At 57.4% G+C, this 13,941-nt stretch carries 14 protein-coding genes; 11 read left to right on the top strand and 3 right to left on the bottom strand.

The annotated features are described in order from the left end of the window. Positions 1-42: 42 nt before the first annotated feature. On the bottom strand, positions 43-324 hold the full coding sequence (locus ENTMO_RS0122510) for a DUF1145 family protein (RefSeq protein ID WP_010436509.1): 282 nt from the start codon (positions 322-324) through the stop codon (positions 43-45). Continuing rightward, positions 308-910, bottom strand: coding sequence for a 16S rRNA (guanine(966)-N(2))-methyltransferase (gene rsmD / locus ENTMO_RS0122505; protein WP_010436505.1), 603 nt, complete (start codon positions 908-910; stop codon positions 308-310). The genes ENTMO_RS0122510 and rsmD overlap by 17 nt, the downstream gene beginning before the upstream one ends. 127 nt (positions 911-1,037) lie before the next feature. On the opposite strand from rsmD, the gene ftsY reads away from it, so the two are divergent. From ftsY to livJ, 6 genes are all read left to right on the top strand, one after another. After that, positions 1,038-2,498 carry a signal recognition particle-docking protein FtsY gene (ftsY, locus tag ENTMO_RS0122500; RefSeq protein ID WP_010436503.1) on the top strand — a complete coding sequence of 487 codons (1,461 nt, stop codon included), beginning with the start codon at positions 1,038-1,040 and terminating at the stop codon, positions 2,496-2,498. Between the two features lie 2 nt (positions 2,499-2,500). Next, positions 2,501-3,172, top strand: coding sequence for a cell division ATP-binding protein FtsE (ftsE, locus tag ENTMO_RS0122495; protein ID WP_008500091.1), 672 nt, complete (start codon positions 2,501-2,503; stop codon positions 3,170-3,172). Beyond that, positions 3,159-4,214: a permease-like cell division protein FtsX gene (ftsX, locus tag ENTMO_RS0122490; RefSeq protein ID WP_010436500.1), complete on the top strand. Its 1,056-nt coding sequence runs from the start codon at positions 3,159-3,161 to the stop codon at positions 4,212-4,214. The genes ftsE and ftsX overlap by 14 nt, the downstream gene beginning before the upstream one ends. 251 nt (positions 4,215-4,465) lie before the next feature. Next, positions 4,466-5,323 (top strand): RNA polymerase sigma factor RpoH, encoded by an 858-nt coding sequence (gene rpoH / locus ENTMO_RS0122485; RefSeq protein ID WP_010436497.1) that lies wholly within the window; start codon positions 4,466-4,468, stop codon positions 5,321-5,323. Between the two features lie 136 nt (positions 5,324-5,459). Further along, the gene (locus tag ENTMO_RS0122480; protein WP_010436495.1) at positions 5,460-6,725 is read left to right on the top strand and encodes a 4-aminobutyrate--2-oxoglutarate transaminase; all 1,266 of its coding nucleotides are present in this window, start codon (positions 5,460-5,462) and stop codon (positions 6,723-6,725) included. Positions 6,726-6,922: 197 nt separating this feature from the next. Continuing rightward, positions 6,923-8,023: a branched chain amino acid ABC transporter substrate-binding protein LivJ gene (gene livJ, locus ENTMO_RS0122475; RefSeq protein ID WP_010436492.1), complete on the top strand. Its 1,101-nt coding sequence runs from the start codon at positions 6,923-6,925 to the stop codon at positions 8,021-8,023. 103 nt (positions 8,024-8,126) lie between these two features. Here livJ and panM read toward each other — a convergent pair whose 3' ends face one another. Further along, positions 8,127-8,516 (bottom strand): aspartate 1-decarboxylase autocleavage activator PanM, encoded by a 390-nt coding sequence (gene panM, locus ENTMO_RS0122470; RefSeq protein ID WP_010436490.1) that lies wholly within the window; start codon positions 8,514-8,516, stop codon positions 8,127-8,129. Between the two features lie 424 nt (positions 8,517-8,940). On the opposite strand from panM, the gene livK reads away from it, so the two are divergent. From livK to livF, 5 genes are read left to right on the top strand one after another with little or no spacing between them, the layout of a single operon-like run. Further along, positions 8,941-10,050, top strand: a complete 1,110-nt coding sequence (gene livK / locus ENTMO_RS0122465; protein WP_010436489.1) for a high-affinity branched-chain amino acid ABC transporter substrate-binding protein LivK — start codon at positions 8,941-8,943, stop codon at positions 10,048-10,050. A 46-nt stretch (positions 10,051-10,096) separates the two neighbouring features. Further along, positions 10,097-11,023 (top strand): high-affinity branched-chain amino acid ABC transporter permease LivH, encoded by a 927-nt coding sequence (livH, locus tag ENTMO_RS0122460; protein WP_010436488.1) that lies wholly within the window; start codon positions 10,097-10,099, stop codon positions 11,021-11,023. Next, positions 11,020-12,297, top strand: coding sequence for a branched chain amino acid ABC transporter permease LivM (gene livM / locus ENTMO_RS0122455; RefSeq protein ID WP_010436486.1), 1,278 nt, complete (start codon positions 11,020-11,022; stop codon positions 12,295-12,297). The genes livH and livM overlap by 4 nt, the downstream gene beginning before the upstream one ends. Then, entirely contained in the window at positions 12,294-13,061 is a 768-nt protein-coding gene (livG, locus tag ENTMO_RS0122450) for a high-affinity branched-chain amino acid ABC transporter ATP-binding protein LivG (RefSeq protein WP_008500101.1), read from the top strand. The genes livM and livG overlap by 4 nt, the downstream gene beginning before the upstream one ends. Position 13,062: 1 nt before the next feature. Further along, on the top strand, positions 13,063-13,776 hold the full coding sequence (livF, locus tag ENTMO_RS0122445; RefSeq protein ID WP_006812273.1) for a high-affinity branched-chain amino acid ABC transporter ATP-binding protein LivF: 714 nt from the start codon (positions 13,063-13,065) through the stop codon (positions 13,774-13,776). Positions 13,777-13,941 lie beyond the last annotated feature (165 nt).

The raw sequence follows: 13,941 nt of genomic DNA, 5'->3' as shown, positions 1-13,941 counted from the left end.
TCCCTCTGGGAGAGGGTTAGGGTGAGGGCACCAGGCCGCACCTTACTTCTTCACCTGAGCCTTAAACTTCTTCATCCACACCAGCAGTTCAAACACGCCGAAAATAAACACGCGCAGCTGCTGCCATCCGGTCATCTGCGGGCCGTCTTTCGGAAGACCGTTTTTCAGCATCACCATCTGCAGGGCGTGCATAAACGACGTGAAAATCAGCGCCACGTTAACGAAAATGTTCATCGGGCGCGGGAAAGGATGCACCAGATTCAGAATCAAAAACGCCCAGACGCCCAGCATCAGCAAACGTCCCAGGTTAATCAGTACCGGCATCGGATCCTCCTTGTGCCTGACGGTGATACAGACGATAAGCAACCTGACCGGCGACCTTTTCGCGGTGCAGATCCCAGTGCGCGGGCACCGGCGGCAAACCGTTCTCCACTTCGCTTTCTACATAGATTAGCGCGTCATCCGCCAGCCAGCCGTTTTGCTCCAGCAGGGATAACGTCTCTTCCAGCAGCCCCTTGCGGAACGGTGGGTCGACGAACACCACGTTGTGCGGTGTGCCCTGTTGCGCGAGGAAGCTCAGCGTGTTGGTGTTGACCACTTTGGCGTTGCTCGCCTTCAGCGTCGCCAGATTTTGCTGCAGCGTCTGCGCCACGCCGCGCTCCATCTCCAGCAGCGTGGCGCTGGCGGCATAGCGCGACAGCGCTTCAAGCCCTAATGCGCCGCTTCCGGCGAAGCAGTCCAGGCAGCGGGCGTCTACCATTGACGGGGCGAGCCAGTTAAACAGCGTCTCGCGCACGCGGTCGGTAGTGGGGCGTAAACCGGGGCTGTCCGGCACCGGTAATTTCCGGCCTCGCCACTGACCGCCGATAATACGAATTTGACCGGCCGGGGCGCGGTTGGGTTTCTTCATCTCAGGAAAGCTCTGTTAACAATTGGCCTGCGATTGCGGGCGGTGATGTCAATTAAGTAAAGTGTTAGACTATTTCATCATTTTTTTAGCTTACATGTATATAGCGCCGCGAGGAGTGTAGTCGCAGATGGCAAAACAAAAAAAACGTGGCTTCTTTTCCTGGCTGGGCTTCGGTGAAAAAGAGCAAGAAACAGAACAGAAAACCGAAGAACAACAAGCCGTTGAAGAGCAGTCGCAGCCTGAAACGCCTGTAGAAACCGCCGCGGTTGTCGACGCGGAAGAAACGGCGCACAGCAAAGAAGAGATTGAATCCTTTGCTGAAGAGGTGGTTGAGGTCACTGAACAGGTTCAGGAAAGCGAGAAGCCAGAGCCGGTTGTCGTCGAAGACATTACCCACGCGCCGCAGGCCGTTATTGAGCACGAAGAGCTGCCGCTGCCGGAAGAGGTAAAAGCCGAAGATGTTTCTGCTGAAGAATGGCAGGCCGAAGCGGAAACCGTTGAAATTGTTGAAGCGGTGGAAGAAGAAGCGGCACGCGAGCCAGAGCTGACCGACGAAGAGCTGGAAGCCCAGGCGCTGGCGGCAGAAGCCGCAGAAGAAGCGGTTATCGTTGTGCCGGTAGAATTGCAAGCCGAAGAAGAGATCGTTCAGGAGCAGGACAAACCGACCAAAGAAGGTTTCTTCGCGCGCCTGAAGCGTAGCCTGCTCAAAACCAAAGGAAACTTAGGTTCCGGATTTATCAGTCTGTTCCGCGGCAAGAAGATCGACGACGATCTCTTTGAGGAGCTGGAAGAACAGCTGCTGATTGCGGACGTCGGTGTGGAAACCACCCGTAAGATCATCGCCAACCTGACCGAAGGGGCGAGCCGCAAACAGCTGCGTGATGCCGAAGCGCTGTACGGCCTGCTGAAAGACGAGATGGGCGAAATTCTCGCAAAAGTTGACGAACCGCTTAATATTGAAGGCAAAACGCCATTTGTTATTCTGATGGTGGGCGTGAACGGCGTAGGTAAAACCACCACCATCGGCAAGCTGGCACGTCAGTTCGAGCAGCAGGGCAAATCGGTGATGCTGGCGGCGGGCGATACCTTCCGTGCAGCGGCGGTTGAGCAGCTGCAGGTGTGGGGCCAGCGCAACAACATTCCGGTGATTGCCCAGCATACCGGCGCGGATTCCGCATCCGTGATCTTCGACGCCATCCAGGCGGCGAAGGCGCGTAACGTGGACGTGCTGATTGCCGATACCGCAGGGCGTTTGCAGAACAAATCGCACCTGATGGAAGAGTTGAAGAAAATCGTCCGCGTCATGAAGAAGCTGGACGAAGACGCACCGCATGAAATTATGCTGACCATTGACGCCAGCACCGGGCAGAACGCCATCAGTCAGGCGAAGCTGTTCCATGAAGCGGTAGGACTGACGGGGATCGCGCTGACCAAGCTGGACGGCACCGCCAAAGGCGGGGTGATCTTCTCCGTGGCCGACCAGTTCGGCATTCCTATCCGTTACATCGGTGTGGGCGAGCGTATTGAGGATTTGCGTCCGTTTAAGGCGGACGACTTTATTGAGGCATTATTTGCCCGAGAGGACTAACAATGATTCGCTTTGAACACGTCAGCAAGGCCTATCTCGGTGGGAGACAAGCGCTGCAGGGGGTAACGTTCCATCTGCAGCCAGGCGAGATGGCATTCCTGACCGGCCATTCCGGCGCGGGGAAAAGTACCCTGCTCAAGCTTATCTGTGGGATCGAACGGCCCAGCGCCGGGAAAATCTTTTTCAGCGGCCACGAAATTAGCCGCCTGAAAAACCGCGAAGTGCCGTTCCTGCGTCGTCAGATCGGCATGATTTTCCAGGATCACCACCTGCTGATGGATCGCACCGTTTTTGATAACGTCGCTATCCCGCTGATTATTGCCGGCGCCAGCTATGACGATATCCGCCGTCGCGTCTCTGCGGCGTTGGATAAGGTCGGGCTGCTGGACAAAGCGAAGAACTTCCCGATCCAACTGTCCGGCGGTGAGCAGCAGCGCGTGGGCATCGCCCGTGCGGTGGTGAACAAGCCTGCCGTACTGCTGGCGGATGAACCAACCGGTAACCTGGACGATGCCCTGTCCGAAGGGATTTTGCGTCTGTTTGAGGAATTCAACCGCGTAGGGGTCACGGTATTGATGGCGACGCACGACATTGGGCTCATTTCCCGTCGTTCGTACCGCATGCTGACCCTGAGCGACGGGCATTTGCACGGAGGCCACGGTGAACAAGCGTGATGCAATGAACCAGATTCGGCAGTTCGGAAACCGGTTTGACCGTTTCCGTAAGCCGCAGGGCGGCGGTGACGGCAATCGTAATACGCCAAAGCGCCAGAAAGCGGCGCCAAAACCGGCTTCCCGCAAGACCAACGTGTTCAACGAGCAGGTGCGTTATGCCTTCCAGGGGGCATTGCAGGATCTGAAAAGCAAGCCGCTGGCGACGTTCCTGACGGTGATGGTGATCGCCATCTCCCTGACGCTGCCAAGCGTCTGCTACATGGTCTATAAGAACGTTAACCAGGCAGCGTCGCAGTATTATCCGTCGCCGCAGATCACCGTTTATCTGGATAAAGCGCTCGACGATAACGCGGCGGCGCAGGTGGTCGGGCAAATCCAGGCCGAACAGGGCGTGGAGAAGGTTAACTATCTCTCGCGCGATGAAGCGCTGGGCGAGTTCCGCAACTGGTCAGGCTTTGGCGGCGCGCTGGATATGCTGGAAGAGAACCCGCTGCCCGCCGTGGCGGTGGTGATCCCGAAACTCGATTTCCAGGGTACCGATTCGCTTAACACCCTGCGCGACCGCATCACCCGTATCAACGGGATTGATGAAGTGCGCATGGACGACAGCTGGTTCGCCCGTCTTGCTGCCCTGACCGGGCTGGTGGGGCGCGTGTCGGCGATGATAGGCGTGCTGATGGTGGCGGCGGTGTTCCTCGTCATCGGTAACAGCGTGCGTCTGAGCATCTTCGCCCGCCGCGATACCATCAACGTGCAGAAACTGATTGGCGCAACGGATGGTTTCATCCTCCGTCCGTTCCTCTACGGCGGCGCGCTGCTCGGTTTTTCCGGCGCATTTCTTTCACTGATATTGTCAGAAATTTTGGTGATGCGGCTTTCGTCTGCCGTGACTGAAGTGGCGCAGGTTTTCGGAACCAAGTTTGATATCAGTGGCTTAGGGTTCGATGAGTGCCTGCTGTTGCTGCTGGTGTGCTCCATGATCGGCTGGGTAGCCGCATGGCTGGCGACGGGTCAACATTTACGCCACTTTACTCCCGACTAATAAAAGCGTGATATAATCTTTCCCTGCACCGAGATGTTCGCTCTGCAGGGAAAGCGTCCCTGTTGTCTCTTCCCCTGTTATCATCTTCATGTCACATTTTGTGCGTAATTTATTCACTGTTGCACCTGGAACTTGTGGATAAAATCACGGTCTGATAAAAGTGTGAATGCTAATCTCGCGGCTCAAACGCTTTGGCATGGTTGTTGCCTGATGGGGACAGCCTGGACCAGAAGAAACATTGAGAGGAATGAATGACCAAAGAAATGCAAACTTTAGCTTTAGCCCCTGTTGGTAACCTGGAATCTTACATCCGGGCTGCGAACACCTGGCCGATGTTAACGGCCGAGGAAGAAAAGGAGCTTGCTGAAAAGCTGCATTACCAGGGCGATCTGGAAGCAGCTAAGACGCTGATCCTGTCTCACCTGCGCTTTGTTGTTCACGTTGCTCGTAACTACTCGGGCTACGGCCTGCCGCAGGCGGACTTGATTCAGGAAGGTAACATCGGCCTGATGAAGGCTGTACGTCGCTTCAACCCGGAAGTGGGTGTGCGACTGGTCTCCTTCGCCGTGCACTGGATCAAAGCAGAAATTCACGAATACGTCCTGCGTAACTGGCGTATTGTGAAGGTCGCCACGACAAAAGCGCAGCGCAAACTGTTCTTCAATCTGCGTAAAACCAAGCAGCGTCTGGGCTGGTTTAACCAGGATGAAGTCGAAATGGTGGCGCGCGAGCTGGGCGTATCCAGCAAAGACGTCCGTGAGATGGAATCCCGCATGGCCGCGCAGGACATGACCTTTGATATGTCCTCCGACGACGACGCCTCTGACAGCCAGCCGATGGCCCCGGTCCTGTACCTGCAGGATAAAACCTCTAACTTTGCCGACGGCATTGAAGAGGACAACTGGGAAGACCAGGCGGCGAATAAGCTGACTTTCGCGATGGAAGGTCTCGACGAGCGTAGCCAGGATATCATCCGCGCCCGCTGGCTGGACGAAGACAACAAGTCCACGCTGCAGGAGCTGGCCGACCGCTACGGCGTTTCCGCGGAACGTGTCCGTCAGCTTGAAAAGAACGCCATGAAAAAACTTCGCGCTGCTATCGAAGCGTAATCTAAGCGAAGTACACCGATAACCCCTGGATGCGAGTCCGGGGGTTTTGTTTTTTTAGCGCCCGCTCTGGCGAATTCCCTCCCCCTGGCAAACACTTACTGATGCGCTAAGCAGGCGACTTTCTCAGGGGGACAGGGTGAAAAATAACGAACTGAACGACCGGCGTTTACAGGCGACGCCGCGCGGCATCGGCGTGATGTGTAACTTCTATGCCGATAAAGCTGAAAACGCCACGGTGTGGGACGTGGAAGGCAATGAGTACATCGACTTCGCCGCCGGGATCGCGGTGCTGAATACCGGCCATCGCCATCCAAAAGTCATTGCCGCCATCGAAAAACAACTCCACGCCTTCACCCACACGGCCTACCAGATTGTGCCGTATGAGGGCTATGTGGCGCTTGCCGAACGCATCAACCAGCGCGTGCCGATTGACGGTCCTGCCAAAACCGCCTTCTTCTCGACGGGCGCAGAAGCGGTTGAAAACGCGGTCAAAATTGCCCGCGCGTACACCAAACGCCCCGGTCTTATCACCTTTGGCGGCGCCTTCCATGGCCGCACCTTTATGACCATGGCGCTGACCGGCAAGGTCGCACCCTACAAGCTGGGCTTCGGCCCGTTCCCCGGCTCGGTGTACCACGCACAGTTCCCTAACGATCTGCACGGCATCAGCACGGCGGAAGCGTTAAAAAGCCTGGAGCGCATTTTCAAAGCGGATATTGCGCCAGACCAGGTGGCGGCCATTATCCTCGAACCGGTTCAGGGTGAGGGCGGGTTTAATGTCGCGCCCGCCGATTTTATGCAGGCGCTGCGTGCCCTGTGCGATACCTACGGGATTTTGCTGATTGCCGACGAAGTCCAAACTGGCTTCGCCCGCACCGGCAAGCTGTTCTCGATGGAAAACCACTGTGTGAAGCCGGACCTTATCACCATGGCGAAAAGCCTGGCGGGTGGGATGCCGCTTTCGGCGGTCTCTGGTCGGGCGGAGGTGATGGACGCCCCCGCGCCCGGCGGGCTGGGCGGCACCTACGCGGGTAACCCGCTGGCGATTGCAGCGGCCCATGCGGTGCTGGACGTGATTGACGAAGAAGATCTCTGCACCCGCGCGGCCCACCTTGGCCACCATCTGGTAGAGGTGCTAAATAAAGCGAAGGATGGCTGCCCGTATATTGCCGACATTCGTGCGCAAGGCTCTATGGTGGCGGTGGAGTTCAACGATCCGCAATCCGGGCAACCCTCGCCGGAATTCACCCGACAGGTGCAAGAACGCGCGTTGAACGAAGGGCTGCTGCTCCTGAGCTGCGGCGTGTACGGCAACGTGATTCGCTTCCTCTATCCGCTCACGATCCCCGAAGCGCAGTTCCGACAGGCGCTGGATATTATTTCCGCCTCGCTGACACGATAAAGCCAAATGCCCGGCGCAAAACGGTGCCGGGCATAGCATAGATACATTTCAAATTAGCTATTCCAAAATCATAAAAATCGGGTATGTTTTAGCAGAGTATGCTGAAAAAGCGCGAACAGCACACCTATAACTGACATAAAGCGCTGCACAACAACATCACAACAATCGTAATAACCATAATAATGGGGAATCTCAGGATGAACATGAAGGGTAAAGCGTTACTGGCAGGATGTATCGCGTTGGCATTCAGCACCATGGCACAGGCAGATATCAAAGTTGCTGTGGTTGGCGCGATGTCCGGTCCGGTAGCTCAGTACGGCGACCAGGAATTTACGGGCGCAGAACAGGCGGTTACAGACATTAATGCTAAGGGCGGCATCAAGGGCGAAAAACTGCAGATCGTAAAATATGATGATGCCTGTGACCCGAAACAAGCGGTCGCGGTGGCGAACAAAGTGGTGAACGACGGGATCAAATACGTTATCGGTCACCTGTGCTCCTCTTCTACGCAGCCAGCGTCTGACATCTACGAAGACGAAGGCATTCTGATGATCACCCCGGCTGCAACCGCGCCGGAGCTGACCTCGCGCGGCTACAAGCTGACCCTGCGCACCACCGGCCTGGACTCTGACCAGGGCCCAACCGCAGCGAAATACATCGTTGAAAAAGTGAAGCCGAAGCGCATCGCTATCGTTCACGACAAGCAGCAGTACGGTGAAGGTCTGGCGCGTTCCGTCCAGGACAACCTGAAGAAAGCCAATGCTGACGTGGTGTTCTTCGACGGTATTACCGCCGGTGAGAAAGACTTCTCCACGCTGGTGGCGCGTCTGAAGAAAGAGAATATTGATTTCGTTTACTACGGTGGCTACCACCCGGAAATGGGCCAGATCCTGCGCCAGGCGCGTGCTGCCGGTCTGAAAACTCAGTTCATGGGGCCGGAAGGCGTGGCAAACGTCTCTCTGTCTAACATCGCGGGTGAATCAGCCGAAGGCCTGCTGGTGACCAAGCCGAAGAACTACGACCAGGTCCCTGCGAACAAACCAATCGTAGATGCGATCAAGGCGAAGAAACAGGATCCAAGCGGCGCGTTCGTTTGGACCACCTACGCGGCGCTGCAGTCACTGCAGGCGGGCCTGAACCAGTCAGCCGATCCGGCTGAGATTGCCGCCTGGCTGAAAGCGAACTCCGTGGAAACCGTCATGGGGCCGCTCTCCTGGGATGAGAAGGGCGACCTGAAGGGCTTCGAGTTCGGCGTGTTTGACTGGCATGCCAACGGCACGGCGACAGACGCCAAATAAAAGCAAAAAGGCAACGTAAGTTGCCTTTTTTATGTTTTCTCCCTCTCCCCGTGGGAGAGGGCCGGGGTGAGGGCATCAGGCCGCACAGATCAGGTCGCACACATCAACCCTGACGCTTCTCCCACCCGTTCGCCTGCGCCGTAAACCCTAACGCCTGCATAAACGCCGCCATCACGCTGCGGTCTTCCACGCCCACGTCGGCCATCCACCAGGAGGTCACGCTCGGGTTTTCACGTATGACTTCTTCAATTAAATACTGTCCGACCCCACGACGGCGGGTGACGTCGCGCACGCGCAGGGAATCCAGCGCCCCTTCCGTGCCGCTCAGCGTCACGCGAACGGCGGCCAGCAGACGCTCGTTAAAGCGCGCGGCATAGATACGGTGATTGTCGTCGACGGCCAGCGACGAAGGGGAATATTCCGGCCAGATCTTGCCCAGGTCGATATGATCCTGGTCGCTAAAGGTCACCAGACGCACGATAGTCAGTTTCATTAGCTACTTGTCCAAATCAGATTGAGTAGGGCCAGTGTACTCAATTTATTTGCTCGGGTGCTTTCTCTTTTTATTCCCATTTACCAGGTGATTAGTTTTTTGGCAACGCATTGCGCAGTTCGAAAACACATGGATCGAAAATTAAGCAGAATTTTAACCTGACAGGCAGTGATTTATTCGGCGCTTTGTACCGTTATTTTATGCTGCAAACTGCACTTTTATTTGTTTATCTCTGCCTGATTTCAGAATATTATCTTTGCTTAATCGCCTGAAAAATAGAGATATTAGTCTGGTTTTTGATAAAAAACCGCGCTAAACCATTAAAGGCACTGGTAAAAATAGCGTTGTTCATTAAAAGTACAGAATGCTTTTTAACCATAATAAAACAAAATATATACACGACATCACGAATGGGGATTCAGAGATGAAAAGGAACGCGAAAGCAATAATCGCGGGAATGGTCGCACTGGCAATTTCGCAGGCGGCTATGGCGGACGACATAAAAGTTGCTGTGGTAGGCGCGATGTCCGGTCCTGTTGCCCAGTGGGGTGATATGGAGTTCAACGGCGCACGTCAGGCCATTAAAGACATCAACGCCAAAGGCGGCATCAAAGGCGACAAGCTGGTGGGCGTAGAATATGACGACGCCTGCGATCCAAAACAGGCCGTCGCGGTCGCCAACAAAATCGTCAACGACGGTATCCAGTACGTCATCGGCCACCTGTGCTCATCGTCCACGCAGCCCGCGTCTGATATTTACGAAGACGAAGGCATTCTGATGATCACCCCGGGCGCAACTAACCCGGAGCTGACCCAGCGCGGCTACCAGCACATTATGCGTACCGCCGGTCTGGACTCCTCGCAGGGACCCACCGCCGCCAAATACATCCTCGACACCGTTAAGCCAACGCGTATTGCCATCATTCATGACAAACAGCAGTACGGCGAAGGCCTGGCGCGTTCCGTGCAGGACGGCCTGAAAAAAGGCGGCGCGAACATCGTCTTCTTCGACGGCATTACCGCCGGTGAGAAAGACTTCTCCGCGCTGATCGCCCGTCTGCAAAAAGAGAATATCGACTTCGTTTACTACGGCGGCTACTACCCGGAAATGGGCCAGATGCTGCGCCAGGCGCGTGCCACCGGCCTGAAAACCCAGTTTATGGGGCCAGAGGGCGTGGGTAACGCCTCCCTGTCAAACATCGCCGGGGATTCTGCCGAAGGCATGCTGGTCACGATGCCAAAACGCTATGACCAGGATCCGGCCAACAAGGCTATCGTAGAGGCGCTCAAGGCGCAGAAGAAAGATCCGAGCGGTCCGTACGTCTGGATCACCTACGCGGCCGTGCAGTCTCTGGCGACCGCGCTGGAGCGTACCGGCAGCAAAGAGCCGCTGGATCTGGTGAAAGATTTAAAAGCACACGGGGCGAACACCGTGATTGGGCCGCTGAACTGGGATGAGAAAGGCGATCTGAAGGGATTTGAATTTGGTGTCTTTAAGTGGCACGCCGACGGTTCGTCCTCGGCCGCCAAATAACTATCCCACCGCCCGGCTCACCGGGCGGGTATAAAAAGGTTTGCATATGTCCGAGCAGTTTCTCTATTTCCTGCAGCAGATGTTTAACGGCGTTACGCTGGGAAGCACCTACGCGCTGATCGCCATCGGCTACACGATGGTTTACGGCATTATCGGCATGATCAACTTCGCCCACGGCGAGGTGTACATGATCGGTAGCTACGTCTCCTTTATGATCATTGCCGCCCTGATGATGATGGGCATCGACAGCAGCTGGCTGCTGGTCGCCGCCGGGTTTGTCGGCGCGATTGTGATTGCCAGCGCCTACGGCTGGAGCATCGAACGCGTGGCCTACCGGCCCGTGCGCAGTTCAAAACGCCTGATTGCGCTGATCTCCGCCATCGGGATGTCCATCTTCCTGCAAAACTACGTCAGCCTGACCGAAGGCTCGCGCGACGTGGCGCTGCCAAGCCTGTTTAACGGCCAGTGGATTGTGGGGGCCAGCGAGAACTTCTCTGCCTCTATCACCACCATGCAGCTGGTTATCTGGGTTGTAACCTTCCTGGCAATGCTGGCTCTGACTATTTTCATCCGCTACTCCCGTATGGGGCGCGCCTGCCGAGCTTGCGCGGAAGACCTGAAGATGGCGAGCCTGCTCGGCATCAACACCGACCGCGTGATTGCCCTGACCTTCGTGATTGGCGCCGCGATGGCGGCGGTGGCAGGCGTACTGCTCGGCCAGTTCTATGGCGTGATTAACCCGTACATCGGCTTTATGGCCGGGATGAAAGCCTTCACCGCCGCGGTACTGGGCGGTATCGGCAGTATTCCGGGCGCGATGATCGGCGGCCTGATCCTGGGCGTGGCGGAAGCGCTCTCCTCGGCGTACCTGAGCACAGAATATAAAGACGTAGTGTCGTTTGCCCTGCTGATTCTGGTTCTGCTGGTGATGCCTACCGGTATTCTGGGCCGTCCGGAGGTAGAGAAAGTATGAAACCGATGCATTTTGCAATGGCGCTGCTCTCTGCCGCCATGTTCTTCGTGCTGGCGGGCGTCTTTATGGGCGTCCAGTTAGAGCTGGACGGCACTAAGCTGGTGGTCGACACCGCCGCTGATATTCGCTGGCAGTGGGTGTTTATCGGCACGGCCGTGGTATTCCTGTTCCAGCTGCTGCGCCCGGTCTTCCAGAAGACGCTGAAAAACGTCTCCGGGCCGAAATTCGTGCTGCCCGCTATCGACGGTACGACCGTGAAGCAGAAGCTGTTCCTCGTGGCGCTGCTGGTGGCCGCCGTGGCATGGCCGTTTGTGGTATCGCGCGGGACCGTGGATATCGCCACCCTGACCATGATCTACGTGATTCTGGGTCTCGGTCTGAACGTGGTGGTGGGGCTCTCCGGCCTGCTGGTGCTGGGCTACGGCGGCTTCTACGCCATCGGTGCCTACACCTTCGCGCTGCTGAACCACTATTACGGCCTCGGCTTCTGGACCTGCCTGCCGCTGGCGGGGCTGGTCTCTGCCGCCGCGGGCTTCCTGCTCGGCTTCCCGGTGCTGCGCCTGCGCGGTGACTATCTGGCGATTGTGACCCTGGGCTTCGGCGAAATCGTCCGTATCCTGCTGCTCAACAATACCGAAGTGACCGGCGGCCCGAACGGCATCAGCCAGATCCCGAAACCGACCTTCTTCGGCCTGGAGTTCAGCCGCACCGCCCGCGAAGGCGGCTGGGATACCTTCAGCAACTTCTTTGGCATCAAGTACGATCCGTCCGACCGCGTGATCTGGCTCTATCTGGTGGCGCTGCTGCTGGTGGTGATTACCCTGTTCGTGATCAACCGTCTGCTGCGCATGCCGCTGGGCCGCGCGTGGGAAGCGCTGCGCGAAGATGAAATCGCCTGCCGCTCGCTGGGCCTGAACCCGACCCGCATCAAGCTGACCGCGTTCACCATCAGCGCCGCGTTTGCCGGTTTCGCCGGAACGCTGTTTGCCGCGCGTCAGGGCTTCGTTAGCCCGGAATCCTTCACCTTTGCCGAATCGGCCTTCGTGCTGGCGATTGTGGTACTCGGCGGGATGGGCTCGCAGTTTGCCGTTATCCTCGCGGCCATCCTGCTGGTGGTCTCGCGCGAGCTGATGCGCGACTTTAACGAATACAGCATGCTGATGCTGGGTGGTTTGATGGTGCTGATGATGATCTGGCGTCCGCAGGGTCTGCTGCCGATGACCCGTCCACAGCTGAAGCTGAAGAACGGGCAAGCGAAAGGAGAGCAGGCATGAGCCAGCCATTATTATCCGTTAACGGTCTGATGATGCGTTTTGGCGGCCTGCTGGCGGTCAACAACGTGAATCTGGATCTGCACAAGAAAGAGATTGTCTCCCTGATTGGCCCGAACGGCGCGGGGAAAACTACGGTCTTCAACTGCCTGACCGGCTTCTACAAGCCGACGGGCGGCACCATCATGCTGCGCGACCAGCACCTGGAAGGTCTGCCGGGCCAGCAGATTGCCCGCATGGGCGTGGTGCGTACCTTCCAGCACGTGCGTCTGTTCCGCGAGATGACGGTAATTGAGAACCTGCTGGTGGCACAGCATCAGCAGCTGAAAACCGGGCTGTTCTCCGGCCTGCTTAAAACCCCGGCCTTCCGCCGCGCACAGGATGAAGCGCTTGACCGCGCCGCCACCTGGCTTGACCGAATTGGCCTGCTGCAGCACGCCAACCGTCAGGCGAGCAACCTGGCCTACGGCGATCAGCGTCGCCTGGAGATTGTGCGCTGCATGGTGACGCAGCCGGAAATCCTGATGCTCGACGAACCGGCGGCAGGCCTCAACCCGAAAGAGACCAAAGAGCTGGACGAGCTGATTGCCGAGCTGCGCGATCATCACGACACCACCATTCTGCTGATTGAGCATGACATGAAGCTGGTGATGGGCATTTCGGACCGTATCTACGTGGTAAACCAGGGCACGCCGCTGGCGAACGGCACGCCGGAAGAGATCCGCAACAACCCGGACGTGATCCGCGCATACCTTGGTGAGGCATAAGATGGAAAAAGCGATGTTAACGTTCGACAAGGTCAACGCGCACTACGGCAAGATCCAGGCGCTGCACGACGTCAGCCTGCACATCAATCAGGGCGAAATCGTCACCCTGATCGGGGCCAACGGCGCGGGTAAGACCACGCTGCTCGGCACCCTGTGCGGCGACCCGCGCGCCACCAGCGGGCGGATTGTGTTCGATGGTAAAGACATTACCGACTGGCAGACCGCCAAAATCATGCGTGAAGCGGTGGCGATTGTCCCGGAAGGGCGTCGCGTGTTTTCCCGCATGACGGTGGAAGAGAACCTGGCGATGGGCGGCTTCTTTGCTCACCGCGATGAATACCAGACCCGCATCAAGTGGGTGTACGAACTCTTCCCACGCCTGTGGGAGCGCCGCATCCAGCGTGCGGGCACTATGTCCGGCGGCGAGCAGCAGATGCTGGCGATTGGCCGCGCGCTGATGAGCCAGCCGCGTCTGCTGCTGCTGGATGAACCGTCGCTCGGTCTTGCGCCGATCATCATTCAGCAGATCTTCGACACCATTGAGCAGCTGCGCAAAGAGGGGATGACCATCTTCCTCGTCGAGCAGAACGCCAACCAGGCGCTGAAGCTCGCCGACCGTGGCTACGTGCTGGAGAACGGCCGCGTGGTGCTGGAGGATACCGGCGACGCGCTGCTGGCAAACGAGGCGGTGCGGAGCGCGTATTTGGGCGGTTAATTGCATTTCCCCCTCACCCTAACCCTCTCCCTCAAGGGAGAGGGAACCGATCGATTTTCTCCCTCTCCCTGTGGGAGAGGGTCGGGGTGAGGGCACCAGACCGCACCCAACTACACCTCAACCCCCTTCACACAACCATCATCCCCCTGACGCCTGGCTGTCACT

The sequence above is a fragment of the Enterobacter mori LMG 25706 genome, from assembly GCF_000211415.1.
Taxonomy (GTDB): domain Bacteria; phylum Pseudomonadota; class Gammaproteobacteria; order Enterobacterales; family Enterobacteriaceae; genus Enterobacter; species Enterobacter mori.
Note: the sequence above shows the minus strand (reverse complement) of the source record. Positions and strands in the feature narration are given on the sequence as shown.

Bases quoted from the DNA above. Each gene is read 5' to 3' on its own strand.
- ENTMO_RS0122510 (WP_010436509.1), bottom strand. From the start codon at position 324: ATGCCGGTACTGATTAACCTGGGACGTTTGCTGATGCTGGGCGTCTGG.
- rsmD (WP_010436505.1), bottom strand. From the start codon at position 910: ATGAAGAAACCCAACCGCGCCCCGGCCGGTCAAATTCGTATTATCGGC.
- ftsY (WP_010436503.1), top strand. From the start codon at position 1,038: ATGGCAAAACAAAAAAAACGTGGCTTCTTTTCCTGGCTGGGCTTCGGT.
- ftsE (WP_008500091.1), top strand. From the start codon at position 2,501: ATGATTCGCTTTGAACACGTCAGCAAGGCCTATCTCGGTGGGAGACAA.
- rpoH (WP_010436497.1), top strand. From the start codon at position 4,466: ATGACCAAAGAAATGCAAACTTTAGCTTTAGCCCCTGTTGGTAACCTG.
- livJ (WP_010436492.1), top strand. From the start codon at position 6,923: ATGAACATGAAGGGTAAAGCGTTACTGGCAGGATGTATCGCGTTGGCA.
- panM (WP_010436490.1), bottom strand. From the start codon at position 8,516: ATGAAACTGACTATCGTGCGTCTGGTGACCTTTAGCGACCAGGATCAT.
- livK (WP_010436489.1), top strand. From the start codon at position 8,941: ATGAAAAGGAACGCGAAAGCAATAATCGCGGGAATGGTCGCACTGGCA.
- livH (WP_010436488.1), top strand. From the start codon at position 10,097: ATGTCCGAGCAGTTTCTCTATTTCCTGCAGCAGATGTTTAACGGCGTT.
- livM (WP_010436486.1), top strand. From the start codon at position 11,020: ATGAAACCGATGCATTTTGCAATGGCGCTGCTCTCTGCCGCCATGTTC.
- livG (WP_008500101.1), top strand. From the start codon at position 12,294: ATGAGCCAGCCATTATTATCCGTTAACGGTCTGATGATGCGTTTTGGC.
- livF (WP_006812273.1), top strand. From the start codon at position 13,063: ATGGAAAAAGCGATGTTAACGTTCGACAAGGTCAACGCGCACTACGGC.